Raw genomic sequence first — 26,285 nt, 5'->3', positions numbered from 1 at the left:
GGCACCCCACCCACAGGAGCACCTGCAAACAATACGCGGTACAGGGCAAAATGGTTCACCGCTTGTTTTTATTTTTTTCTAAGGGTATCTCCGCGACATGCTAGATACACCCACAGACATCCATCCTTTGTTTTATGGCGCTCCGTCCACGACGGAGTATAAAAAGCTGCGCAAGCGGATCATTCGCCAAACCCGCGAAGCGGTTGAGGATTTCGGGATGGTGGAACGGGGCGCAAAATGGCTGGTCTGTCTGTCCGGTGGCAAGGACAGTTATACCTTGCTGGCCGCGCTGACAGAACTGAAATGGCGCGGGATGCTGCCTGTAGAAATCCTCGCCTGTAATCTGGATCAGGGCCAGCCGAATTTTCCGGCCACCGTCCTGCCGGAATTTCTGGAAAAGATGGGCGTGCCCCACCGGATCGAATATCAGGACACCTATTCCATCGTGAAGGACAAGGTCCCTGCCGGGCGCACCTATTGTGCCATGTGCTCGCGGTTGCGGCGTGGCAATCTCTACCGGATTGCACGGGAAGAAGGCTGCTCGGCTGTGGTGCTCGGCCATCACCGCGACGATATCCTTGAAACTTTCATGATGAACCTGTTCCACGGCGGACGTCTGGCAACCATGCCGCCCAAGCTGCTGAACGAGGAAGGCGATCTCTTTGTGTATCGTCCGCTTGCCTATGTTGCGGAAGAGGATTGCGAGAAATTTTCCCGCGCGATGAACTATCCGATCATCCCCTGCGACCTGTGCGGTTCTCAGGACGGATTGCAACGCCAGCAGGTGAAACAAATCCTCGACGGTTGGGAGAAAAACAGCCCCGGCCGTCGTCAGGTGATGTTCCGCAGCCTGATGAATGCCCGCCCCAGCCACTTGTTGGACCCGAAACTGTTTGATTTCGTGGGACTGTCACGGAGCGGCGACGGGGCCGACGAAGCACAGGACACACAGGGCAAAGCAGGCGATACACCGCCGATCCTTTCATAATCACAACTTGCAGCGGCACCGCTGTTTGATAACCTGTGACTATGAAAATATCCCTGAGACACCTCGCCTACTTCCGTGCATTGTGCACCCACGGCCATTTCGGCCATGCTGCTGATGCGGCAAATGTCTCACAGCCTGCGCTGTCGGTAAAAATTCAGGAGCTTGAGGAAATACTTCAGGCCCCTTTGATCGACCGGACTGTCCGCCCGTTCCGCCCCACGCCATACGGCCATCGCATACTGGAGCAGGCCAACCGTATCCTTCTGGAAGTGGAGGCGCTGGAAGATTCAGCCCGCCAGCAACGCGGAGTGGAGGGGCCGTTCACGCTCGGCATTATTCCCACCGTTGCCCCCTACCTGCTGCCCGCAGCCATTCCGCTGATCCACGCCCGTCTGCCCGCGCTCGATCTGCAAATCCGCGAGGGCACAACGGATGAGGTGCTTGAAGAACTGGATCAGGGAAAGCTGGACGCCTGCATCATCGCAACCGAAGTCCAATCCCCCCAGTGGCATCAAAGCGAACTGTTTGCAGACCGCTTTCTTCTGGCGATCGAAGCCGGACAGGCCGCCGAACTGGGACTAAAGGACGGACAGATCGCCCTGTCCGACATTGCCCCGTTAAAGCTGTTGTTGCTGTCGGAAGGCCATTGCCTGCGGGATCAGGCCAAGAGCTTTTGTCAATATGCTACGCAAGAAACACTGAACCAGATCGGCGCCAGCAGCCTCCAAACGCTCGCCGGACTGGCCGCAGCGGGCTATGGCGCAACGCTGATCCCAGAAATCGCCTTTGAAGACACGCGGGCCAAAGGTCCGCTGGCCGTGTTGCGCATTGCCACCCCCGAACCGGAACGGACCATTTCCTTCGTCAGCAAGAGTCATATGGAAAAGACGATGGACAGTAGCGCGCTTGAACAAATATTTGCAGAAGCAGGCCGGCAGAAAACAAAAGAAACCCGTGAAATTCTGGCCAGCAGGTAATCTTTGTCGCGGGGCGAATCCCTGCGCTTTGCCTTTCAAGCTGACTTTGATCCTGCTTTAACGCGCGGCTTTGATCCCGCCCCGTTTATTGAAAGACCCCACCACTTCCCTGCCCTAAGCTGCTCTTTCGTCAACACATTCGGCCCCCGCTAACGCCTTGTGCATCAGACAGTCTGCGCCCAAACGCAGCAATACAGCCCTTATCCCTTGACCTTTGCCTGTCAAATCTATTGAACCGCCTCAAACATTTCCAAACGTTTTCAAGGCAGATCATGGACGATCAAAACAAGAATCTTCTCCTTGCAACCGGTCTGAGCATGCTCGTGATCCTCGGGTGGTTCGCCCTGTTCCCACCGCAAGAGCCGGTTCCGGTAGAGCCGACAAGCACAGAGACCACGGCGCAAGGCATTGCGACCGCACCGAACGCAGAGGTCGCAACCGGCGTTCCGACAGTGGATGGACAGCCCGCAGACAGCCGCACCGCAGCGCTGGGCAAGACCGCCCGCGTCCAGATCAAAACCAGCCGCGTCGAAGGGTCTTTGTCCCTGATCGGCGGTCGTTTTGATGATCTGCGCTTGCTGGATTACAACGTTGAACTGAACGACCCGTCCGAGAAAGTGACCCTGCTGTCCCCTGCCGGCGGCCCGAACGCCTATTATGCGCTTTACGGTTGGGCCCCTGCGGGCGGACTGGACTTCGCCGATGTACCGGGGGCCAACACCCCGTGGGAAGTGGAATCCGGCGATGTGCTGACCACACAATCCCCTGTCACCCTGAAGTGGGACAACGGCAAGGGACTGATCTTCCGCCGCACCATCTCGATCGACCAGGACTATATGTTCTCGGTCAAACAGGGCGTGGAAAACACTACTGGTGCAGATGTCCGGATGCAGCCCTACGGCATTGTTGCCCGTGAAGGAGAGCCGGAAACCATCGGTTTCTACATCCTGCACGAAGGCGTTGTACGTGCTTCTGACGGCGAAATTCAGGAAATCGACTATGACGACATGCCCGATCTGGATGCAGACGGCTCTGAGGGTGGTAATGTTGACAAGGTCAAAGTCGCCAGCGACGGCTGGATCGGTTTCACCGACAAATACTGGATGACGACGCTGGTGCCTGCACCGGGTTCGCCCTTCACCTCTGTTGCGAAATACACGCCGTCAAATGACGTCTATCAAACCGATATGCGCCAGCCCACCATGACCATTGCCGCCGGAACAACTGCGGAAACGACATCCTCGATGTTTGCGGGTGCGAAGGAATGGGCGACGATCAAGAAATATCAGGACGAGCAAGGCGTCAAACAGTTCGTGGATTCCATCGACTGGGGCATGTTCTTCTTCCTGACCAAACCGATTTTCCAAGTACTGCACTGGCTGAACGCCCAGATCGGCAATATGGGCTGGGCCATCATCGGTCTGACCCTTGTGATTAAGGCGATCCTCTTCCCGCTGGCTTATAAATCCTATGCCTCTATGGCGCGGATGAAAGAGCTTCAGCCGGAAATGGAAAAGCTGAAAGAACGCGCCGGCGACGACCGCCAGAAGATGCAGCAAGAGATGATGAAGCTCTACAAAGAGAAGAAGGTAAACCCCGCTGCGGGCTGTCTGCCGATCCTCTTGCAGATCCCGATCTTCTTCTCGCTGTATAAGGTGATCTTTGTGACCATCGAACTGCGCCACGCGCCGTTCATCGGCTGGATCGAAGACCTCTCCGCTCCGGACTCGACCTCTATCCTGAACCTCTTCGGCCTGCTGCCTTGGTCCGCACCTGACCCCGCATCCTTCTTTGCGATCTTCTCCATCGGTGTCTTCCCGATCCTGATGGGCGTGACCATGTGGCTGCAACAAAAGCTGAATCCGGCCCCAACTGACAAGACACAGGCGCAGATCTTTGCGTGGATGCCTTGGGTGTTCATGTTCATGCTCGGCCAGTTTGCCAGCGGTCTGGTGGTCTACTGGGTTGCCAACAACACGATCACCTTTATCCAGCAATACTCCATCATGCGTCTGCAAGGGGTGAAGCCGGATATCTTCGGTAACATCATTGGCGGTTTCAAACGCAAGAAAGCGCAGGAAAAATGATCACGGTCACAGAGCTTTACCGCCACCCCGTGAAAGCGCACGGACGGGAAGCTCTGTGTGCTGTGACCCTGCACGCTGGCAAAACCATGCCAATGGATCGTGTCTGGGCCGTGGCCCACGAGATGAGCAAATTCAACGATGCGGCCCCGGAGTGGGCCCATTGTGTTAACTTCTCCCGCGGGGCCAAAGCCCCCGAACTGATGGCCGTTTCGGTAAAAACCGACGAGGCCACCAACACCCTGACGTTCAGCCACCCCGACCTGCCAGATCTGTCGATCAATCCTGACATTCCCGCGCAGGCCGCCCGACTGGTGGAATGGACCAAACCGATCATGCCGGCCGACCGCGCCGCGTCCGACAGGATCGTGCGGGCACCGGATCGGGGAATGACCGACACCGCCTTCCCGTCTATTTCGATCAATTCGCGGGCCTCCCTGCGGGCTGTTTCCGAAAAGGCCGGACGGGATGTTTCCCCGCTGCGCTGGCGCGGGAATATCTGGATCGACGGACTGGAACCTTGGGCCGAATTTGACTGGATCGGGCGCGAAGTTCAGATCGGCACCACCCGTCTGGCCATCCGCGAACGTATCACCCGCTGCCCTGCCACTTCCGCCAATCCGCAAACCGGAGAGCGCGATCTGGACACGCTGACGATCCTGACCGAAGGATGGGGTCACAAAGACTTCGGCATATACGGCGAAGTAATCGAAACCGGCGACGTAAAACTCGGCGACAAGCTGGAACTGCTCTGATGGATATGCAATTCACACTGGCCGAAAGACCCGATGCGGAGGCTCTGGAAAAGGGCCGTCTGCTTTTTGCGGGCAACACCGATTTCCTTAAAGGCGTGGTCGCCATGTCCGGCCTGCCAGATCCCGACCGGATCGAGGTCTGCTTTGCAGGCCGTTCAAACGTGGGGAAATCCTCGCTGATCAATGCGCTGACCGGACGCAAGGCGCTGGCCCGCACATCGAACACGCCGGGGCGCACGCAGGAAATCAACTTTTTCACAATGGGGCCGGAACACTATCTTGTTGACGTGCCGGGCTATGGTTTCGCCAACGCGCCTGTGGCAGTGGTTGAGAAATGGCAACGCCTGCTGAAATCCTACCTCTCGGGGCGCCCGTCCCTGCGCCGCGTTTTCCTACTGATCGATTCGCGCCACGGACCCAAGAAGGTTGATCTCGAAATCATGGATCTGCTGTCCAAATCCGCTGTTACCTTTCAGGTTGTCATGACCAAATGCGACAAGCTGCGCGCCGAGGAACTGGACAAGGTGATCGACCGTACGATCGAGGCGATCCGCAAATACCCCGCCGCCTATCCCGAACTGGTGAAAACCAGCTCTGCCAAGGGGGAAGGCGTGGAAACCCTGCGCGCGATTGTCGCCGGGATCGTTTGATTGTGGCGACAGCCACCCACACACTTTACATGTCCGAACTGCGCCGTGTCTGGGCCGGTCAGAAGGACTCCGCCCATGATCTGGCCCATGTAAAGCGGGTCTGGCACAACTGCCAGACCATTGCGCAGGCCGAAGGCGCCGATCTGCGGGTGTTACATCCGGCTGCGCTGTTTCACGACATCATCAATCCGCCGAAATCCTCCCCGAAACGGGCGGAGGCGTCTTATCTTTCAGCAAATTACGCCGCACAATATCTCAAGACCACCCGTTATCCTGCTGCATTGCTGGAGAATGTGCACCATTCGATTCACGCACACAGCTATTCCGCCAACATCCGCCCCAAAACGCTGGAAGCACAGGTGCTTCAGGATGCGGACAGGCTCGACGCGTTGGGTGCCATCGGTATCGCGCGCTGCTTTGCGGTATCGGGCCAGTTGGGACGCACGCTGTTTCATCCGACCGATCCGATGGCCAAACAACGGGAACTTGACGAAAGCACCTATGCGCTCGACCATTTCCAGACCAAACTGTTCGGAATCGCTGAAACCCTGTGCACCCCGACGGCCCGCGCAATGGCAGCAGAGCGGGTGAATTTCATGCAGTCGTTTTGCGCTACCCTGACCGGCGAAGCCTGCTAGAGCGCAGCGTTTCGGGGGCCGAAACCACAAATAATTTGCACCTCCCCCCCGAAACATGGCACCCATCCGTTAAGGAACAGGGTGGAATATGGCACAATCGACACTGGTAATCGGCGCGGGCATTATCGGCAGCGCCATGGCATGGCAACTGGCAGAGTCCGGTTGCACGGTCACACTTGTTGATCCTTCCGATACCGGCGGCGCAGCCAGCGGCATGTCGCTCGGCTGGACCAACGCAACTTACGAAAATCCGCGGTTTTACTATGAATTACGCCGGTTTTCGATGGAGCGGTGGGATGCGCTGAAGGCCACCTACCCCGACCTGCCCTACCGGCAGAACGGAACGCTTTACACCAGCTTTTACGGTACCCCGCTGCAAACCGTATACGACGAACACACGCCTTGGGGCTATCCGATGACTTGGGTCAGCGCAGCGCAGATGGCAGAGCTGGAACCCCATCTTGCCGTCCGCCCCGAACGGGGATTGGTTTGCCCTGTAGAGGGCCATGTCGCCCCCCATGAGGCGGCTATCTTCTTTCGTGGGCTGGCGCTTGGCGCCGGAGCGCAGTTCAAAAAGACCCGCGCCCTATCAGTTCTGCGCGAGGGAGACAAAATTATCGGGGTCCGTACAGAAAACGAGAATCTGCTGGCAGATACCACGGTGTTGGCGGCAGGCCGACACGCGGACACGCTTGCACGGACGGTTGATGTAGAACTCCCCATGACGGCCCCGCCCGGTCTGCTGATCCATACAAAGCCCGCGCCTTCGCTGATCAACCGGACGATCCTGACAGAAGACCTTCATATGGCGCAATGGCCGGACGGAACGATCACCGCAGGCGGGGATTTTGGCGGCGGTGCGGTCAACGATGATCCGGACACCGGTGCGCAAATCCTGTTCGAGCGTTTGCAAAAGGCACTCAGCAACGGCGCAGCGCTGCAATATTCACACCATACTGTTGGCTTGCGCCCGACGCCGCAAGACGGCTTTCCCGTAATAGGCAGTCCGCTGCAAGGGCTTTACCTGACCGTTATGCATTCCGGCGCAACACTGGCACCTGCTGTCGGGGCGCTGGCCACAGATGAAATCACGACAGGGCAGCGCCATGCCCTGCTCGATCCGTTTCACCCGAACCGCTTTGCAAACACATGGAACGTAGAATGCGTCTGAACAACAAAATCGCCCTTATCTTCGGCGGTGGACAAGCCCCTTCCGACAGTCCGACTGCGCCGATGGGCAATGGACGCGCTACCGCGCTCACCTTTGCGCGGGAAGGCGCAAAAGTGATGGTTGCTGATCGTTCTATCGAAGCGGCCCGCGCCGTGGCAGAAGAGATCACCGCCGCAGGAGGCACCGCACAGGCAATTGCCTGCGATGTGCTGGAAGAAGCCCAGATAAAGGACACGATTGCCCGGACTGTCGCGCTGTGGGGCAGGCTCGACATTCTTCACAACAACGTCGGTCTGTCGATTGAAGCAGGCGATGCCCCGATTACCGAAATTGACGCCGACGCTTTTGACCACATCATGCGGTTGAACCTGCGGGCCATGGTGCTGGCTGCCAAACACGCCCTGCCTGTGATGCGCAGCCAGAATAGCGGCGTAATCATTAATATTTCCTCAATCGCGGCAACGGAAACCTACCCTTGGGTCGGTTATAAGGCCTCCAAAGCGGCAATTCTTGCGCTGACCGAACAGCAGGCGATCCAGAATGCGGAATATGGCATCCGCGCCGTTGCCATCCAGCCCGGCATGATCGACACAGTTATGGCGGTGGACGCCCGTGCCAAAGCTTGGGATCGCAGCCGCGCCGATGTGGCGGCAGAACGGGCTGCCCGCGTGCCGATGAAACGTCAGGGGACCGCGCAGGACGTGGCCAATGCCGCGCTGTTTCTGGCCTCTGACGAAGCGGGGTTTGTTTCGGGAATAAGCTTGCGGGTAGACGGGGCGTCCGGCTGCCGGATCGGGTAGGTTCGACTAGTCAAGTGTAACCCGAACCCCTTGGGAAACTCCTGTCGCATCGATAACCGATAGCAACAGAAACCCCGCGCCGGGCGCGTCCAGGACCACCTGCCGCTCGAAATGCCCGACAGCCACAGGCACACCGTTTGCAAGCCAGGTAAACGGCGGCACTCCCCTATCCACTTTGGCGACAAGCTCGGGGTCCGCGCCAAGTGTCAGCCGCGCTCCGTCGGGCGGGAACGTAATTCTCGGCCCTGCATGCCTTCCGATCTGCCCACGCGGGCGAAAGCTTTGCAGGGTTTGGGGCAAGGCTTCTGTCGTCACCGTCAGTGCGGCAGCAGGCGGAGGTGGCAACGGATCAGCCGCAGGCTTCACAGCCGAAAAAACGTCAAACAGAAGAGGTGCTGCCAGTCCGGCGCCCAGCTCGCCCGGCATGGCAGCCCCGTCGGCCCGTCCAAGCCAGATTCCCACGGTGTGGCGCCCGTCAAAACCGATCGCCCAGACGTCACGATGCCCGTAGGACGTCCCCGTCTTATATGCAATTTCACCCTGCCGCGCCGAAACCGGCGCCGGCACACCGCGTAAAATATCCCCGACATACCAGGCTGCCACCTTGCCCAGCACCAAGGGACGCGCCGCCGAACCAGTATCGCCCCCTGCCCGCCACGTCAGGTCTACAGGTGCTCCGCCCCGAGCGATTGAACCGAAAATGGCCACCAGATCCTGCAAGCGCAATCCAACCCCGCCAAGCCCGACCGCGAGCCCTGCAGGGCGTCCGTTCGGTAGAACCGGTTTCGCCCCCGCACGGCGCATCCGCGCCATCAGCACCCCCGGGCCCACCGCTTCCAGCAGGCTGACGGCGGGAATGTTCAGGGACATCTGTAACGCTTTGCGGACCCGCAGTTCTCCATGAAACTGTTTGTCGAAATTCTGCGGTGCATAGCTGCCAAACCGCACCGGCCTATCCGCGATGACGGTTTCGGGGTGGGCCACCCCCTGCTCGAAGGCCAGTCCGTAGATCAGCGGCTTTAAGGTGGACCCGGGGGAGCGGACTGCAAGCGTCATATCGACAAATCCCTGACGTCTGGCATCCAGATAATCAGGGGAGCCCACGGAAGCGATCACCTCGCCGCTTTGATGGTTGAGGACCATAATCGCACCGGACAATGCACTGTGTCGCCCCTGTACCCGTGCGCGCAACAACGCTTCCGCTTTGAGTTGGACATCGCGCTCCAGCGTCAGCCGGTGCCGCCTGCGATCGGGTGCCTGTGCAACCATCCGCTCTGCCAGATGGGGGGCGAGCGCCTCGAACCGGTACCTTTGCTTCGGGACCGGCTCCCGCAGGGCGGCAGACACCGTATCCGGATCAAGTACTCCGGCCGAAAGCCCCCGCGCAAGGACCCTGTCACGGGCCGAAACCGCGTTGGCGATATGGCGGTCCGGTCTGCGCCGTTCGGGGGATTGGGGCAAAGCGACCAGAAGAGCCGCCTCTGCTTCGGTCAGGCGGATTGGTTCCTTGCGGAAGTAGCTGAGCGAAGCGGCCCGCACGCCTTCCAGATTGCCACCAAACGGAGCGAGATGCAGATAGAGTTGCAGGATGTCGTCTTTGCCCAGCTTTTCTTCAAGCGCCCATGCCAGACGTATCTGGCGCAGTTTGCCGCGCCATGATCCGGTTCCGCTTTCCTCAAGAAGACGGGCCACCTGCATGGTGAGTGTTGATCCGCCGGAAACAACACCTCCGCTGGTGATGGCTTGTCCGATTGCGCGCAGGGCCGCCAGTGTATCCACACCGTTATGCTTGTAAAACCGTTTGTCTTCAAAGGCGACCAACTGGTTCAGATAGTTAGGCGATACTTCCCCAAGCTCTACCGGCATCCGCCACCTTCCGTCATCAACGGTAAAGGCGCGGAGCAAACGACCTTGCCGGTCCTCCACGACCACGGAAACTTCCGGTGCAAGAGTGGGCAGCTCTGTTCTCGCCACCCAAACCGCGAGCCCCCTCTGGGCGCCAAGCACGAGGACCGCGAGCACACCAAGGCAGACAAACAGGCGGCGCAAGCGCATCTACCGGCCCGCCACAGTCACACGTCCTGTTGCAGTGCGGGCGCGAAAATCGGGACGATACATATCCTCTACCAGTGCGGCGGGGTGGTGAAAGCTGCCTGGTGAGACAGCCCGCACCATATAGGCAAGCTGGAACGGCTGGCGTCCGGACCAATCCACAGCGCCAATGAAACGATCCGTCCGGAACTCTGCAAAACGCGTATCTGCATTCAGGTCCAGCCAGTCCAGCGCCTTGATATCCCCGCCCGAAATCAGGTTCGGGTTGTCAATCTCCAGCCCTGCCGGCAGGGGATCATCGACGATCAATCGCGCCTCCTGATCCCGAAGGGGTGTGATCCGCAACACGGCGACGAAACGGTCGTTCTGGCGAACCTGATCCAGTGAAACCGGCTCCCCTTCTGCCGTGAAATACATCCGCTCGATTTTATAACCGTTGCCGCCAGCGGGTTCCGGTTCAGAGGGCACGCCAAACACGGTTACGACCGCAAGCGTATCCTGCGCCCCCCCATTTTCCAGCCGGACCCCCGCCTGTAAATCAGTGCCCGACAGGCTGCGGACAAGGGGCGCGGACATCGGTGCATCGTTCAGCAGCAGCCCGTCGGCGCTGCCGTCCTCTACCAGCGCACGCACCGCCATCAAAGACCACATATTCTCCTGCGTTGATTGGCGGGCCACAGGCGCGCGGCTGATCGTTTCCGCCAGAGCCGTTCGGTCCAGCGCATCGGAATTTGCATCAATTGCAAGAGTCAGGACCGCAGCTGAATCCCGCAGTACCGATCCGTAATCCACGCGATAGCCGTCGCCGGTTTCCTGTTGCGCCAGACGTGCTCCGGCGCGGCGGAACATGGCATCTGCACGGCTCTGATCCCCGTACGATGCAAGCGCTGCTCCCAGTTGGGCTTGTGCCAGAGGGGTGGCGAATGCCCCTGCACGGGTATCCGCATAATAGCGTAAATCCCCGATGGCCGCGTATCCTTCGCGGGCCAGAACCATCAGCGCATAGGCGACATCCTCGCCACCCTGTTCAAAATCCGCAGCGTAATTGACACGGTTGCGCAGGTTGTCGAGCGCTTGTTCGAAGGCCAGATCAGGGACCGCATAGCCCTGCAAGCGTGCGCGGCTCAGAAAATCGGTAACGTAACTGTCGAGCCAGAGATCCCCTGATGCCGGACGCCACATCCCGAACGCACCGTTGCTGCCCTGATTGCTCAGCACATTCGCGATGGCTTGGTTGATCCGCTCTGTCACCTGTTGCTTGCCGCCAAGGCCGAGCGCTTCTGACAATTGATCGAAATAAAGCAGCGGCATAGCTTTGGAAGTGATCTGTTCGGTGCAGCCGTAGGGATACCGGTCCAATGCCGTCAACAATCCGGGCGCATCGAACCGCGCCAACGGCCCTACAGCAAGTGTTGCGTGAACCGTGTCTGCGTGCAATCCGGCAAGCGTATTACTGTCCAGCGTCAACGCACGGGAAGATTGCAAGTTGATACGGGTCTGGCGCGCGATCGGGGGATCATTCCATTGCACCCCCATCGTGATCGCCTTGCGCAACGTCTTGCCGTCCGGCGTGTTTAGTGTGACCTCAATCTCGGATGTGCCCGTCCCTTGCGCAGAAAGCGGAATATTCAGGCTGGTTTTCTGTCCTTCCTCAAGCGTAACAACCTGCTTCAGCGGCCCGCCGAGCGCCAGTGCAGCACCGCTGTTCAAAGCCAACTCGAATCGACCGGCGGGGCCGGACGCATGGGTTAGTTCCAGCCGCGCGCGGCTAAGGTCGCCCGGCGTCAGAAAGCGGGGCGCATGGAGGGTAAGGACCACCGGATCCCGCACCAGAACATCCTGCTCTGCATGGCCGACAGCCGTTTGCGACCAAGCTACAGCCATCAATCGCACGGTTCCGTTAAAATCAGGTAAATCGAAGCGGTGCCGCACCATGCCATCAGAATCCGCAGTCAAAGCACCGGAAAACTGCGCCAGCACTGCCTCGGCGGGTGGCGGGCCCTGAAGCCCCGCCTGCGCCTGATTATCCCCGCCGGAACGCAAACGCCCTGCTGCTCCGGTTCCTGAAATCAGGCGGCCGTAAACATCCCGCAGCTCCACCCCCAGCTTGCGCTGGCCAAAGTAATGATCATCCGGTGCCGGAGAGGTAAATCCGGTCAGGTTCAGAACTCCAACGTCGACAGCAGCTATGGTGACATACCCGGTTTCTCCGGCTGGCAGACCGTCCAGTTGCAAGGCTACATCCAATGGTCCGCGCGGATCAGCTTCAGGCGAACTGACGAATTGCGCCTTCAACAGCCTTTGTGCCGGATCAACCGGTGCATAGGCCAGACCGAGTGCTCTGGACGGGGTTTGCCCCTCTTCCATCGGACGCAGCACCGATGCGGTGACATAAGCCCCCGCACCCCAGTCTTCGGTCACATCAAAAGCGATCTCGTTCTCTCCTTTTGAAACCGGAACCGCACGGGTTTCAATCAGACGGTCCGTTAGCACGGAAACTTGCGCCACACCGTCAAAGCGGGCGTTCATACGCAGCGTGGCTGTTTCGCCAACGGCGTATTTCGATCGATCCATCGCCACATCCAGAAGATCCGGAGTGTCATCACTGTTGCCACTGGCATACCATCCGGCATTGAACCGCAGGGAACTCGCTGCGTATGGGGCGGCTTTATGGGTGACTTTCAACTCGTAAGCCCCCCACTCCACACCGGCAGCAATCTGTGCGCCGCCATCTGACGGAATATCAACGGTTCCCACCGCGATTCGTTCCCGTCTGGTAATCGGTTCGTAGTTCCAGCTGCCGTATTGTTGGTACCACTGATAACGGGTGTGAAGCCGGTTCAACTCCCAGCTTACAGACTCCATTCCGGTCGCAGTGCCATCTGCCCCGACAGCCACAAGCTGAAAACCGGCCTCGGCCCCTTCGCCAAGCGTCCCGTCAAACAGGGGTTTAATTCCGAGCATCGCCCGTCCTGGCAGCACAGGCGCCGACACTCTCCGCTCTACAGGGCGGCCGGAGCCGTCCCGCAGCCGGATATGGGCGGTCATTTCCAGCGGCTTTGCCACATCATCCACAGCAGGCAGGTTAAGCGTCAGACTCCGCTTGCCTGTTGCGTCCGTTTGCCCTGCACCGCTGATGGTTTCGTATCGTGTGCTGAACACGTCATCCACAGATCCGAACACAAAGCCCGGAAACCCGTCCAGACTCCGCGCGGCAGAGAGTTTCACCTCCCCTTCGATATCCAGCCCTGCCCCGACAGCACCAAACAGGTAGCGCGCATCAATGCTTAGTTCGGGGCGGTCTGTCACAAGGTACGGACCGGCGCCCAGCGCCAGATCGAAATCAATTTTCTCGGGGACAAAGTCTTCAACAAGAATACGCTGTTCCAGCAGGGCTGGGGCATCCCGATCGGTAAAGGCCTGCAATTTCCAACTGCCCCGCGCTGCATTCGCGGGCAGATCGAAAGATGTAACAGCCCCGCCAGCGCCCGCAGCACGTGCAAGTTTGCGGCTGTGGCGCACGCCGTCAGGGCGGATCAGATCCAGTGTGACCGGCACGCCGTTCAGCGCCTCTACTTTGTGATTGCGCGCCAGAAGCGTGGTATGAACCACGGCTCCGGGACGGTAGGCACCACGGTCTGTGGCCAGGAATACGTCAATCGGAGGGGGTGCCGGCCGGCCCTCAACCCCGCGATCGGACAGGTCGTATTCTGCTGCCGCCTGATCCAGAAAGGCATAATCCCCCTCCGGCGTTTCGACCGTCACCAGCGCAGGGGCGCTTCCGCCTGTACCCAGCGCAAGCCCGCTGTCAAAACGGGCATGACCTGCACCATCTGTTGTTGTCTCGGCCAGAACCACATTGGCCTTGCTGACCAGCCGAACCGTGGCACCGCCAATCGGTTCCGCGCTGTTCAGTGATCGGGCAAACACATGCAGCCCGACATTTCCCTTCAACGAAGAAATACCAATGTCCGAGACGATAAACCACTGCGCTGCAACGGTATCCTCATCTTCGCGCAAGGCCCCTGGCACCCGCGCCGTCATTGTGTAGACGCCCGGCTCGAAATCGCCAAGCGCGTCGCCTATGGGCAGGGCTGTGACCACTTCGCGGTTCAATTCCGGCGTGATATCCGCAGACCCGCTCCAGACTTCCTGCCCCAGTTCATTGGCAACAAAATCCAGATCCCAACGTGAAACCGGCTTGGAGAACATGCCTTCCTGCAGGCTTCGCAGAAGATTCCGGTCGCCGACGCGGTAAATTTTGACGTCGACCTTTTCAAGGTTGACCGTTGTGAGCGGCACACTGGCTCCGTCACGTTTGGGCAGCAGATAGCTGCGCCCTGCGAACCGCGCAACCGGATCGCGGTCCTGAACATAAACGTTCATTTCGACTGTTTTTTGCAAAACCTCGCCGTTTGCCGCCGGCAGCCCCTGCCGGAAGGCAATACGGTGGGTCTGGCCATGGCTGACACCTTCGATACACAATTGATGTCCGTCCGCTTCGGCCACCAGTCCTTGCGCATCGGTGCGTATAAAATCGGAATATTCGACAGTGCCTTTCACCAGTTCTTCAGAAAATTCTGCACAGACACGCGGCGCAGCGGCGTTGTGATCTACCGTGTGATCCAGAATGCGAAAGCCATACAGATTGATCGCACGGTCAAGCGCCTCTTCCGTTTCCTGTCGCGGCGAGATGGATTGGGCGAGACGCAAAACCGGAATCATCTGGCGCCCTTGCCCGTCCGCTTCCAAACCATGGGCCAGCTCTTGCAGCGCGTTGACCTGTTGGGGCGCTTCGCGCGCGCGCAGGAAACCGTTGATCGCGCCTGCGGTCCGGATTTCACCAATCAATCTGCGCTGGTTACCTGTGTTCGCCTTGGCCTGATTGGCAAGTCGCGCAGCTTCTATCCATACTTCTGCGCGATCTGCGTCATTCGCGGCAGCAAGAGAAAGCTCCAAGGCGCGGACCAGACGGCCCTCTGCTTCGACCTTGCGGGCCTCAGCAACGAGCGCATCATATGACCAGCCATTCGTCGGGTACCACGTTCCGTTGCGCCCCGCGATGTTGCTTGCGTTTTTAAGGTAGGATTCCGGTAAGAATTCGAGTTTCTGCGCCTGAGCGTCGGCGAATTGCAAACCATCCGTCGCAACCTCGTGCACCTCAGCCGAAGTTGCGCCTTCAAACACGCTTTTCTCTCCAATGGCAGATTTGGGGAAGCAGGCGGATGAGGTCCGGTTATAGGTAAAGGCCTTACAATTGGGATCGGCAAGACAGGCAGCAACACAGTCTTTGAATGTAACATCGAAGATGTTGCGAATATCAGAACCGTAAAAATCGGTCTTTTCCGAAAGCTCGATCCGACGTTCGGGAATCGCGTGCCCCACAGTTTGCGCTGGCGCTGCTAGGGGGGTGACAATCCCCGACAGAATAGCCCAAACCCAAAGCCCTTTAGCCTTTTGAAATGCCATTGCACCGCTCCAAATACATAAAATCTGATTAAATCATGACAGAGCCTGCCGTTTTTCGCAAATCACACTGGCAATTGTTATCAAGTATTTTTGCGTTCCCGATTCCGGTCAGACATCCGCATCCCAAAAAGCGGCACCACGATCAAACAAGCCCACGGAACGGGCTTGATTCACCCTGCGCCGGCAGTTTCAGGCAATCTCCGTGTGAGGGTAAGGCGGTTCTTCTCTCCCGCCCGTTCGAATGCCACCTCATCTGTAAGGGACCGTATCAGGTTCCAGCCGAAACCGCCTTCGGGTAGTTCTTCGAACGCGAATTTCTCAACATCCATTTTCGTTTCCGGCGGTGGGCCATCGAATTTGCGCCCCCCATCCGTGATCTGTACCTGTAGCTTGCCCGGACGCAGGGACACAAGAATGCGGATTTCACCATCTTCTGCGTAGAGATAGGCGTGTTCAACAACATTGTTCAGCGCCTCTGCAGTGACAAGCTCCACCTCCTCCACAAAATTGCGATTGATTTTATGCGTCCCGAGCCAATCGGTGATGCGGCCCAGAACGGGAGACACTTCTGACTGGACACTTCGAATGGCGACTTGCAGACTCAACTCGTGAACTCTGGCAACCCGTCGACCTGTCTCTGGCGAACCGGTCATCCCGCCACTTTCCTGCAAGAGCAAAGCGCGGCATCGACTGTATCATGCAAGCGAAAGATTTTATCCATCCGCGTCAGGGCAAATACCTTCGCAACGATCGGGGTCAAACCGGCCAGCTCCAGCGATTTTGCCTGCCCCATTTGTTTCAGTACAGTTACGATTGCCCCCAATCCGGAGCTGTCCATGAAGCTGATTTTCGACATATCAAGCAAGATATGATCCGCGCCCTTATCGGAAATATCCCTTAACGCTTCTTTAAAGCGGACCGATTGCGCGGCATCAAGCCGGGGCCCGCACAGCCGCACCACGGTTATTCCATCCACGTTCCGGACTTCAACTTCCATATGTTTTCCAATCTCAAGAGCGGTTTCCGGCGCCGTAGCGCTGTACTTTGGATTGAACATTCCAGAAAAATCCTACCAAAACCTTTCAGAGCTAAACCGCATTTAGAAAACTGTTATCATTTTTAGCTAAACCCCCGGCACATCGCCCCCTGTCACGCAAATTCCAGCCCGCCAGCCTTTGCAAGACAGGATACATGACCATCTGGTCAATTTTCTCTTGAACCAAAGCGCGAGCGGTGAAACACTAGGACATGAAAACACACTTCCCTGCATGGCCCGACGTCGCCCCCCAACTCATTGCTACCGCTGCCGGACGTGAACCGGCGGATACGGTTATCAAGGGCGGTATCTGGGTTAACGTCCACACCCGCGAACTTTTGCCCGATCATGACATTGCGATCCGCGACGGGCGCATCGCGTTTTGCGGGCCGGATGCCAGCCACTGCATCGGGGAGTCGACAAAGATTATCGAAGCCAACGGCCGTTATATCATGCCGGGCCTGTGCGACGGGCATATGCATATCGAAAGCGGTATGCTGACAGTTTCCCGCTTTACCGAGGCGGTGATTCCCCACGGCACAACAACCATGTTTGTAGATCCGCACGAAGTTGCCAACGTGCTCGGCATGGATGGCGTGCGGCATATGCACGACGAGGCACTGGCCCAGCCGATCAACGTTTTCGTACAAATGCCGTCCTGCGCGCCATCCGCACCCGGCCTTGAAACCACAGGTACCGAACTCGGGCCCGAAGATGTGGCCGAAGCGATGAGCTGGCCGAATATTATCGGTCTGGGCGAAATGATGAACTTTCCCGGTGTGATCCACGGTGATCCCAAGATGCTGGGCGAAATTGCTGCCACACAACGGGCAGGGAAAACCGTGGGCGGGCATTATGCGTCCCCCGATCTCGGGCCGGATTTCGCGGCTTATGTGGCGGGCGGCCCTGCAGATGATCACGAAGGCACCTGCGAGGCGGACGCCATTGCCCGTGTCCGTCAGGGCATGCGCTCCATGATGCGGCTCGGTTCGGCATGGTATGACGTGGAAACGCAAATTACGGCAGTGACGGAAAAGGGACTCGACCCGCGCAACTTTATTCTGTGCACCGATGACAGCCACTCCGGTACTTTGGTGAATGACGGCCACATGAACCGCGTTGTGCGCCATGCCATCGAATGCGGCTGTGATCCCGTGGTCGCATTGCAAATGGCCACAATCAACACGGCCACCCATTTCGGGCTGGAACGGGATATCGGCTCTGTCACGCCGGGGCGGCGGGCGGATATTATCCTGACCTCGGACCTGAAAACCCTGCCGATCGAACTGGTCATGGCCCGCGGTGAAATCGTGGCAGAGAATGGCGAAAATATCGTCGATCCAACGGCCTACGCCTGGCCGGCGGACACGCGGCAAACGGTGCATCTGGGCAAATCCCTTGGCGCGGACGATTTCAGCATTTCAGGTCCGGAGGGAGCGAATACTGTCACGGCAAGAGTCATCGGCGTTGTGGAAAATCAGGCTCCGACAAAGGCACTGACAACAGAGCTTGCCGTTGATGACGGCAGGGTTAACGGTGACCCCGCACAGGATGTCTGCCAGATCGCACTGGTAGAACGGCACCGCGCAACAGGGGGCGTTACCAACGGTTTCGTGTCGGGTTTCAACTATACCGGCAAGATGGCTATGGCCTCGACCGTGGCCCATGACAGCCACCATATGATTGTTGTTGGCACGGACCGCGAGAATATGGCGCTTGCAGCCAACCGTCTGGGTGAAGTGGGCGGCGGCATCTGTGTCTTCAAGGATGGCGTCGAAATCGCAATGGTCGAACTGCCCATCGCCGGCCTGATGTCGGACCGCCCCGCACAAGAAGTGGCCAAAGCGGCCGACCGGATGGTTGCTGCGATGGCGGAATGTGGCTGCACTGTGAACAATGCCTATATGCAGCACTCTCTTCTGGCGCTGGTGGTGATACCGGAATTGCGGATTTCGGATCTGGGGCTGGTTGATGTCGTCAAATTCGAGATGACGCCACTATTTGTCGAATAACGCCGCACTCCAGTGGCAAATGCCCGCCTGAACAAAGAATAACAAGAAACGAGACGAGCTGAATATGCATAGTAAAACACCGATACTGACCAACCTGATTATACCGGAAACCCCCAAAGCCGAGACCTTTACCTCGGCCGCAGAGGCCGTTGCCGCGATTGAACGGCTTTACACGATTGCGACGGATTTTCTGTGTGCGCAGTTCTCGGAGTATCACGCGGGCACCCCGCCCAAAGGCCATTATCGCGCTTATTACCCGCAGCTTTCCATCACTACATCCACATACACCCAAGTAGACAGTCGCCTGTCGTTTGGTCATGTAGGGGAGCCCGGAACCTATACAACCACACTGACGCGACCCAAACTGTTCGGCAATTACCTGCGCCAGCAGATCGAGCTTTTGCTGGAAAACCACGAAGTTCCGGTCACAGTGTCCGTTTCGGATGTGCCAATTCCGCTGCACTTTGCCCTGACCGAAGAATTGCGTCTGGCCGAAGGTCAGGTTCGCGCCGACGCCCGCCCGCTGCGGGATATTTTTGATGTACCGGATTTGAAGACAACCAATGACGACATCGCCAACGGGGATGCGGAACCGGATGCAGATGGTATCCGGCCACTGGCTACATTTACAGCGCAACGGATCGACTATTCCCTTGCCCGTCTGGCCCATTACACCGCCACCGACCCCGAGCATTTCCAGAACCACATCCTGTTTACCAACTACGGGTTTTACATGGATGAGTTCGTCACCTTCGGGATGCAGGCCATTCAGGATCCCGACAGCGGCTACACCGAATTTGTGGCCTCGGGAAACTCCATCGCAACAGCGGAAAATCCCCATGTGGATTCCGCGTTCCGCCAGCCGCAGATGCCCACTTACCACCTGAAACGGGCGGACGGGTCCGGCATTACACTGGTAAATATCGGCGTCGGGCCGTCCAATGCAAAAACTGCGACTGATCATATCGCCGTTTTAAGGCCCCACGCATGGGTGATGCTTGGCCATTGCGCCGGACTGAGAAACTCCCAAAGCCTCGGGGATTATGTGCTTGCCCATGCCTATGTGCGAGAGGATAGCGTTCTGGACAACGACCTGCCAATCTGGGTGCCGGTGCCGGCTCTGGCGGAAATCCAGATCGCATTGGAACAGGCTGTTGCAGATGTCACGGAACTGGAAGGCTACGCCCTGAAACGGGTGATGCGGACCGGCACTGTGGCCAGCGTTGACAACCGCAACTGGGAGTTGAGAGAGCAATCCGGCCCCGTGCAAAGACTGTCCCAATCCCGGGCTATTGCCCTTGATATGGAGAGCGCCACAATCGCGGCAAACGGCTTCCGCTTCCGCGTCCCCTACGGCACTTTGCTGTGCGTATCGGACAAGCCCCTGCACGGAGAGCTCAAACTTCCGGGCATGGCATCCGAATTCTATCGCACACAGGTCACACGCCATCTGCTCATCGGAATCCGCGCCATGGAGTCACTTCGCGACATGCCGCTGGAACGCCTGCATTCGCGCAAATTACGCAGCTTTGACGAGACAGCCTTCCTCTAACAACCGTTGAACCGTGTTGGTTTTATATCAGAAATGCCCGCCGTTTAGCCGACGACCGGCGGGCACCGGCCAAAATGGGGGCTAATTCGCGAAAAACCCATAAAAATAGGCGTTTTTCAGCCTTTTCGTCGGTCTCTATCATTGTGTTGAACCGCAATATCTTGTTAAATGCCGCAGGACACCCACTACGGGGCCCGACGCCGGGCATGTCGTAAGATCAATGAGGAGCAGTCACGTGACGCAAAAACCTATGACCAAAACACAGCTCGTTGCCGCACTGGCCGAAGCAACAGATTCTGACAAGAAAACAGCAAACGAATTTCTCGAGGCGCTGGCTTCCGTCATCACCAAAGAAGTTGCAGCCGGTGGCGCCGCAACCATCCCAGGTCTTGGCAAATTCGCTTGTCGTGCCCGTCCGGAGCGCATGGTTCGCAACCCTGCCACTGGCGAGCAAATGAAGAAAGACGCTGACCGCGTGGCAAAAGTGACCATTGCAAAAGCTCTGAAAGACGTAATCAACGCCTGATTGCGAAGACAGTTTGAAATTGGGCCGTCTGTTCGCAGTCGGCCTTTTTTCTTGCCCGACTGATGTGATGATATAAGCTGACATCTCTCAAATTGACTATTTGAAAGAATATTATGGCTGTCGGCGATTACGGATACCACTACCTGAATGGAAAAGAGATCGCGGCTGATCCTGATCAACCGCAGATCACGTTGCCGGCAAGCCGTGAAAACGACTTTGGCATTACCAGCTACATCTACAGCTACATGGAACGACCCATTCTTGAAGTCACTGGTGGCGACAAGGCGGACCGGTTTACCGGTGACACTGCAAACATCTATGGCGGACGCGGCGGCGATACATTCCTCAGCAGCGGCACGGGCTTTGACGAAACTTACAGTCGCGCAAATGTCCTGAAAGGTCAGGGCGGCGCGGATATATTCTATGACACCTATGGTTCCACCGATTACTATGGCGGCGCGCAGGGAGATTCTTTTACCAATGCCCGCCTGCTGACGAACAGCGATGAAGGAGATGTGGACCGCGTGTTTATGGGGCGCGGTGCGGATCAGGCCGAAATAACCTTTGGTGATACATACGGCCCAGACGGACACCATTGGGAGGACCGCAGCCTGCATTTGGACGGGGGCAAGGGGCAGGACCGCCTGTTTCTGAACACCATTCAGGTCAGTCTTCAGCTGACCAACGCGAAAACACTGGATTTTCGCGAAGTGAACGCCGGTACCATGACCATTGCCAATGCGAGCTTCACCGATTTTGAAGCTTTTACCCTTAACATCGGCGCACGCTCTGTCACCAAAATGCACGGCGCGCGGCTGGACGATTCACTTATCTGGCTTGATAGCAGCAAGAGCCGCGATCAGGATTTGACCATTCACGGCCATAACGGTGATGATTTTATCGTGGGCAGCTATCAGAACGAAGACGACTTCATCTTCGGTGGCAAGGGGGACGACGTTATCACAGGGGCCGGCGGTCAGGGGCGCGGTTGGACGGACCATCTGTTCGGCGGTTCAGGGAATGACACGATCTTTTCCGCCGGTATTGGAGTGCTCGGGGCTGGCAGCATAGTCTCCACCGGCGGAGGCGGGGCGGATATCTTTGCAGTGTCCCACGGTCAGAACATCGAATATTTCACGCGGATCACCGATTTCAAGCAAGGTACGGACAGTATCGGACTCGATTTTACCGGCTCCTATGTGCTGAACAGCGATGATCCCCGTGCAGCAGTAAAAGCCCTGTCCGACACCAAAGTTGTGGTGGAAAAAGACGACGCCGAAGCCCTGCGATTTACACTGGAATTCCTGTCGATCTACGACACGGTTGAAACCGAAGAGTTTTCCTACCTGCATAAAACGGGGGTGCTGCGGTTCTACAACGGTTCCGGCTGGGAAAAAGTCGCGGTGATCGAAGGTGCGCCCGAATTGACACTGGATGATTTTGCCTATTTCGACTGGGCATAAATCGCCCGTTACGGCATTTCAAATCTGCCCTTCCCTTTCGCTCCACCTTCGGGCAAGCCTTTGGCACGACAGCATGAAGGACGGTTGAGTGGACATTAAAGCTATTGTTATGGGGCTCGTGTTCGCCCTGATCTGGTCGAGCGCCTTCACGTCAGCCCGGATTATCGTCCTGCAAGCTCCCCCCCTTACCATCTCGGCGCTTCGCTTTTTGCTGGCAGGACTGCTCTGCATGGGGATTGCCTATCTTATGGGGCAGCGCATCCGGCTGGACCGCCGCAATTGGGGCGCCGTTGCGATCTTTGGCATCTGCCAGAACGCGCTTTATCTGGGGCTGTTTTTCATGGCCATGCAACGGATCGAAGCTTCGCTTGCTTCGATCATCGCCTCTGCCGTTCCGCTGATCGTCGGTCTTGTCTCTGCCTTGCAAGGCGAACGGGTCGGCTGGCTTGGCTGGGCGGGACTGTTCACGGGATTTGCCGGAGTCGCTCTCATCATGGGGGCGAGGCTTTCGGGAGGTGTTGATCTTTTTGGTATTCTACTGTGCCTGATCGGCGTGACAGCCCTTGCCATCGCGACACTGGCAGTGCGGGCGACCTCTTCCAAGGGGAACGTTCTGATGGTGGTCGGAGTCCAGATGATGATCGGCAGTGCAGCACTGGCCATTCCGGCCCTGTTGCTGGAACAGCAGAGCTTCACGTGGACCGGTTCGTTGGCGGGGGCCTTTGCCTATACAGTCGTGATGCCCGGCATTGTGGCGACGATCATCTGGTTCCTGCTGGTGGAACGTATCGGTGCAACGCGGGCCAGCACGTTCCACTTTCTCAATCCGTTTTTCGGTGTTCTGATTGCAGCGCTGATCCTGAACGAAACCCTAAGCCGTACAGATGTTATTGGCGTTGTGATCGTCATGGCCGGCATTCTGGCTGTCCAGTCGTCGCGCGCCGGGGCCCGCCCTGCCGGTTGATCAGACTTTTCTGAAAATCGACATCTGGTCCAGCGGCATTGGTGCCTTGATGTCGGTGTATTCGACCATGTGCAGTTTCAGCCGATCGTCTGCCGGAGTCGCGTAATAGGTCACCTCGCAAGAAGCACAGGCATTGTCGTTGATATCATAGAACTGTTTTTCAAGCGAGATACTGATGCCGTCTGCCTGATGACGGTGCGCGCTGATCTGTCGGGTATCCGTGCGCACAATGCCTGCCAGTTCAAGCGTAGAACGGTATTCGGCAAGCAGCACGCGAAAGGCTTCTTCGGTTTTTATCACCGAGACCCTGTCCTTTACGAAGATCGGCAGGGGAAAGACGAAGTTGCGGGATACAAGGGCATCGTGGCCATCCAAATGACGGTTCGCCATATATTTGAAAAAAGAAGTGTACCCCATGGCAGGCAACAACCTCCAAGTTGAAAGGTGATAATAAAAAGGTGGTGATGTAGCCAAACGGCTACGCGTATGGCTAAAGCCTGAAAGGCAGGCAGTGGCTGGCGTGTGTTGCGGGGTACATAAGCCAGTTTTCTCATGACGCAATGGGAAATTTGGACCAGATGGTAAATTTCCCCGTCAGGATCGCCATTATATCTCTTTTTAGTTGTATTGTGTTGCAAAAATTCAACTACACCAACGGGAGACGACTAGCCGATCGCGCCGCGGTTCTCCCCGATTTGCCCGCGATGCAGCAGAACATGGTCCAGAATCACACAGGCCATCATTGCTTCGCCAACAGGAACCGCCCTGATGCCCACGCACGGGTCATGGCGTCCCTTGGTGATGATTTCTGCCGGTTGCCCCGATTTGGTAATGGTCTGGCGCGGTTTCAGAATCGAAGAGGTCGGCTTCACCGCGAAACGGCACACCAGATCCTGCCCTGTCGAGATGCCGCCAAGAACACCTCCCGCATGGTTTGAAGAATAGACAGGCTTACCGTCGTTCCCCATGAAAATCTCGTCCGCATTGTCTTCGCCAGTCAGTTCGGCTGCCGCCATGCCCGCACCGATTTCAACGCCTTTCACAGCGTTGATCGACATCATCGCAGTGGCAATATCCGTATCGATCTTGCCGTAGACCGGCGCGCCCAATCCGGCTGGTGCTCCTTTGGCAATCACCTCGATCACGGCGCCTACAGAGTTTCCGGATTTGCGCAATTCGTCGAGATAGGCAGCCCAATCCTCCGCGGCCCGCGCATCAGGCGTCCAGAAGGGATTTTGCGAAATCTGGTCCCAATCCCATGACTCACGGTCAATTTTATGGGGGCCCATCTGTACCATACAGCCAGTGATTTCCAAATCCGGAACCAGCATCTTCAACGCTTCGCGCGCAACGCCGCCCGCGGCAACCCGCGCTGCGGTTTCCCGTGCGCTGGACCGTCCGCCGCCGCGATAGTCGCGGATGCCGTATTTCTGCCAGTACGTAATATCTGCATGGCCCGGACGGAATTTCTCCATAATGTCGGAGTAATCCTTGCTGCGCTGGTCCTTGTTACGGATCATCAGCTGGATCGGTGTTCCCGTTGTCTGCCCTTCAAATACCCCGGAGAGGATTTCCACCGCGTCCGGTTCCCGCCGTTGGGTGGTGTATTTGTTTTGCCCCGGTTTGCGCAGATCAAGCCAGTGCTGCAACATTTCAGCGGTAAGCGGGACGCCCGGAGGGCAACCGTCAACCGTCGCCCCGAGTGCAGGGCCGTGGCTTTCACCCCAGGTGGTTACAGTGAACAAACGTCCGAAGGAATTGATCGACATAGGCTTTCTCCTTGTGAAAACCTGATAGTTGAACCCCGCTCCCTAGAAAACCCCTTTGTGTCCGACCAGCAGGTTTAATCACAATCTCCATAGTAAAACAGGCCGCGCCGGACAGCGGGCCTGTTACGAATTTTAACATCTGTCGCCAGAGCCGGATTCAGGCCAGCACTTGGGAAATCAACAGGATACCAGCGCCCGAGAACAGCAGGCCTGCCAGAATACCCATAGCCGGCGTGTTCATCTGCCCGAGCAGGAAAGAGCGCGGGCGGGTGGGTTTCAAAGCCGGAGTTTCGGTGGTTTTTTCTGCCTGCATCTCCTGACGAACTTCAAGCACCCGCACCCGCCGCTCTTTAGCGGATTTGCGCGGGCGACGCATTTGCACATTGATCGGCCCATCGGCTTTGGCCGCGACACGAGCCAAAGCCGTCATCTCTGCATCCATTTCCAGAGAAATTTCCATCTGTTCGGCATCAACCTCCAGATTTTTTGCGACAGAGACCTCTTCCAGATCGAATTCGGTTTCGACCTCGGGTGTCCAATTTCCGGTTCCTGTCTCTTTCTCCTGTGCGCCGACAGCTTCTCCCGTGTCAAACGCCGATGAAATAATCTTGAAACGTGTATCGTCAGCTTCCGGTGTTTCCAGTTTGAAATGCTCCGGAGTTTCATCCTTTGGTTCCGCGGTTTCCACAGGAATCGCATCTTCGATCACTGTCCGCAGAATGCCGAGATCGAAAACAGCGTCTTCGGGTTCGTCTGCTGCGGCCTCAACTTCATCGTTGTCGCTTTCGTCCTCGATCGCGAACTGCTGTAACTTGAGAATGCCTTCATCGACCGTCTCAACATCATCATCCATTTCCGGATCGGTGTGCGCTTCTGTGGCTTCATCCAGACCGGCATCAAAGCCGTCCTCATCGCCGTCGCCTTCATGCACAGCGATTGTGTCGTTCATCCAGTGCAGCACAACAAAAGCCCCGTCCGGCGCAATGCCTTCGTCGTAATTCTTGTCGACAGAGGGCTGCGCAAGCACATCATCCGTGTCGAGTTCCGCGCTGCTATAGGTTTTCTCAATCCCGTCGGTTACGCGCACCAGAAAAACTGCATGAGCTTCCTTGTCTTCGAACAGGGTGCCTTCCACTTTCAATTCGTCTTCTTCAAACTCGAATCCGGCCGTGCGGAAGATACCTCGCACTCGCGTGTCGGCAGATCGCAGCGCGGTGACCGTCAGCGGGCTTCGGAAGCGCGCCACCTTGTTTTCCATTTTGCGGTCCAGATCCGTCAGCATCTCCTGCATAACCGGGCCGGATGGCGCTTTATCAGAGTTGATCGTAAAAACATCAAATTCGTAATTCAGTGCCATTGCCTGCGTTCCTCATGCTCAA

At 57.6% G+C, this 26,285-nt stretch carries 20 protein-coding genes; 13 read left to right on the top strand and 7 right to left on the bottom strand.

All coding sequences use genetic code 11. The annotated features are described in order from the left end of the window. Positions 1-97: 97 nt before the first annotated feature. From ttcA to C0U40_RS02745, 8 genes are all read left to right on the top strand, one after another. Positions 98-988: a tRNA 2-thiocytidine(32) synthetase TtcA gene (gene ttcA / locus C0U40_RS02780; RefSeq protein WP_101654215.1), complete on the top strand. Its 891-nt coding sequence runs from the start codon at positions 98-100 to the stop codon at positions 986-988. 41 nt (positions 989-1,029) lie between these two features. Then, on the top strand, positions 1,030-1,965 hold the full coding sequence (locus C0U40_RS02775; RefSeq protein WP_101654214.1) for a LysR substrate-binding domain-containing protein: 936 nt from the start codon (positions 1,030-1,032) through the stop codon (positions 1,963-1,965). A gap of 272 nt (positions 1,966-2,237) precedes the next feature. Continuing rightward, complete coding sequence (yidC, locus tag C0U40_RS02770) at positions 2,238-4,052, top strand: membrane protein insertase YidC (RefSeq protein ID WP_101654213.1); 1,815 nt, start codon at positions 2,238-2,240, stop codon at positions 4,050-4,052. Continuing rightward, on the top strand, positions 4,049-4,804 hold the full coding sequence (locus tag C0U40_RS02765; protein ID WP_101654212.1) for an MOSC domain-containing protein: 756 nt from the start codon (positions 4,049-4,051) through the stop codon (positions 4,802-4,804). Before yidC ends, C0U40_RS02765 begins: the two co-directional genes overlap by 4 nt. Next, the gene (gene yihA, locus C0U40_RS02760; RefSeq protein ID WP_101654211.1) at positions 4,804-5,454 is read left to right on the top strand and encodes a ribosome biogenesis GTP-binding protein YihA/YsxC; all 651 of its coding nucleotides are present in this window, start codon (positions 4,804-4,806) and stop codon (positions 5,452-5,454) included. Before C0U40_RS02765 ends, yihA begins: the two co-directional genes overlap by 1 nt. 2 nt (positions 5,455-5,456) lie before the next feature. Continuing rightward, positions 5,457-6,092 carry an HD domain-containing protein gene (locus tag C0U40_RS02755; protein WP_219619763.1) on the top strand — a complete coding sequence of 212 codons (636 nt, stop codon included), beginning with the start codon at positions 5,457-5,459 and terminating at the stop codon, positions 6,090-6,092. 88 nt (positions 6,093-6,180) lie between these two features. Further along, the gene (locus C0U40_RS02750) at positions 6,181-7,263 is read left to right on the top strand and encodes an NAD(P)/FAD-dependent oxidoreductase (RefSeq protein ID WP_101654210.1); all 1,083 of its coding nucleotides are present in this window, start codon (positions 6,181-6,183) and stop codon (positions 7,261-7,263) included. Next, positions 7,254-8,063 carry an SDR family NAD(P)-dependent oxidoreductase gene (locus tag C0U40_RS02745; RefSeq protein WP_101654209.1) on the top strand — a complete coding sequence of 270 codons (810 nt, stop codon included), beginning with the start codon at positions 7,254-7,256 and terminating at the stop codon, positions 8,061-8,063. Before C0U40_RS02750 ends, C0U40_RS02745 begins: the two co-directional genes overlap by 10 nt. 6 nt (positions 8,064-8,069) lie before the next feature. On the opposite strand, the gene pbpC is transcribed toward C0U40_RS02745, so the two are convergent. The 4 genes from pbpC to C0U40_RS02725 form a co-directional block, all read right to left on the bottom strand. Next, complete coding sequence (pbpC, locus tag C0U40_RS02740; protein ID WP_101654208.1) at positions 8,070-10,118, bottom strand: penicillin-binding protein 1C; 2,049 nt, start codon at positions 10,116-10,118, stop codon at positions 8,070-8,072. Continuing rightward, positions 10,119-15,584, bottom strand: coding sequence for an alpha-2-macroglobulin family protein (locus tag C0U40_RS02735; protein ID WP_101654207.1), 5,466 nt, complete (start codon positions 15,582-15,584; stop codon positions 10,119-10,121). It abuts the gene before it with no gap. Between the two features lie 170 nt (positions 15,585-15,754). Further along, positions 15,755-16,237: an ATP-binding protein gene (locus tag C0U40_RS02730; RefSeq protein WP_101654206.1), complete on the bottom strand. Its 483-nt coding sequence runs from the start codon at positions 16,235-16,237 to the stop codon at positions 15,755-15,757. Next, positions 16,234-16,641 carry an STAS domain-containing protein gene (locus C0U40_RS02725; protein WP_286134742.1) on the bottom strand — a complete coding sequence of 136 codons (408 nt, stop codon included), beginning with the start codon at positions 16,639-16,641 and terminating at the stop codon, positions 16,234-16,236. Before C0U40_RS02725 ends, C0U40_RS02730 begins: the two co-directional genes overlap by 4 nt. Positions 16,642-16,832: 191 nt before the next feature. Here C0U40_RS02725 and ade point away from each other — a divergent pair, with 191 nt between their 5' ends. The 5 genes from ade (at position 16,833) to C0U40_RS02700 (ending at position 23,137) form a co-directional block, all read left to right on the top strand. Further along, the gene (gene ade / locus C0U40_RS02720; RefSeq protein ID WP_101654205.1) at positions 16,833-18,632 is read left to right on the top strand and encodes an adenine deaminase; all 1,800 of its coding nucleotides are present in this window, start codon (positions 16,833-16,835) and stop codon (positions 18,630-18,632) included. Positions 18,633-18,696: 64 nt separating this feature from the next. Beyond that, a complete protein-coding gene (locus C0U40_RS02715) occupies positions 18,697-20,184 on the top strand; it encodes an AMP nucleosidase (RefSeq protein WP_101654204.1) in 1,488 nt (495 codons plus the stop codon). A gap of 220 nt (positions 20,185-20,404) precedes the next feature. Then, a complete protein-coding gene (locus tag C0U40_RS02710) occupies positions 20,405-20,710 on the top strand; it encodes an HU family DNA-binding protein (protein ID WP_083225465.1) in 306 nt (101 codons plus the stop codon). Between the two features lie 113 nt (positions 20,711-20,823). Further along, the gene (locus C0U40_RS02705; RefSeq protein ID WP_101654203.1) at positions 20,824-22,173 is read left to right on the top strand and encodes a calcium-binding protein; all 1,350 of its coding nucleotides are present in this window, start codon (positions 20,824-20,826) and stop codon (positions 22,171-22,173) included. Positions 22,174-22,261: 88 nt separating this feature from the next. Then, positions 22,262-23,137 carry a DMT family transporter gene (locus tag C0U40_RS02700; protein ID WP_101654202.1) on the top strand — a complete coding sequence of 292 codons (876 nt, stop codon included), beginning with the start codon at positions 22,262-22,264 and terminating at the stop codon, positions 23,135-23,137. Here the strand turns inward: C0U40_RS02700 and C0U40_RS02695 are convergent, their stop codons facing one another. The 3 genes from C0U40_RS02695 to C0U40_RS02685 all read right to left on the bottom strand — a co-directional run bounded on the left by C0U40_RS02695 (position 23,138) and on the right by C0U40_RS02685 (position 26,263). Beyond that, positions 23,138-23,554 carry a hypothetical protein gene (locus tag C0U40_RS02695; protein ID WP_101654201.1) on the bottom strand — a complete coding sequence of 139 codons (417 nt, stop codon included), beginning with the start codon at positions 23,552-23,554 and terminating at the stop codon, positions 23,138-23,140. A 248-nt stretch (positions 23,555-23,802) separates the two neighbouring features. Continuing rightward, positions 23,803-24,906 (bottom strand): chorismate synthase, encoded by a 1,104-nt coding sequence (aroC, locus tag C0U40_RS02690; RefSeq protein ID WP_101654200.1) that lies wholly within the window; start codon positions 24,904-24,906, stop codon positions 23,803-23,805. A 157-nt stretch (positions 24,907-25,063) separates the two neighbouring features. Further along, entirely contained in the window at positions 25,064-26,263 is a 1,200-nt protein-coding gene (locus C0U40_RS02685) for a hypothetical protein (RefSeq protein ID WP_101654199.1), read from the bottom strand. Between the last annotated feature and the right edge of the window lie 22 nt (positions 26,264-26,285).

Source organism: Neptunicoccus cionae (assembly GCF_002860325.1).
Classification (GTDB): domain Bacteria; phylum Pseudomonadota; class Alphaproteobacteria; order Rhodobacterales; family Rhodobacteraceae; genus Amylibacter; species Amylibacter lutimaris.
Note: the sequence above shows the minus strand (reverse complement) of the source record. Positions and strands in the feature narration are given on the sequence as shown.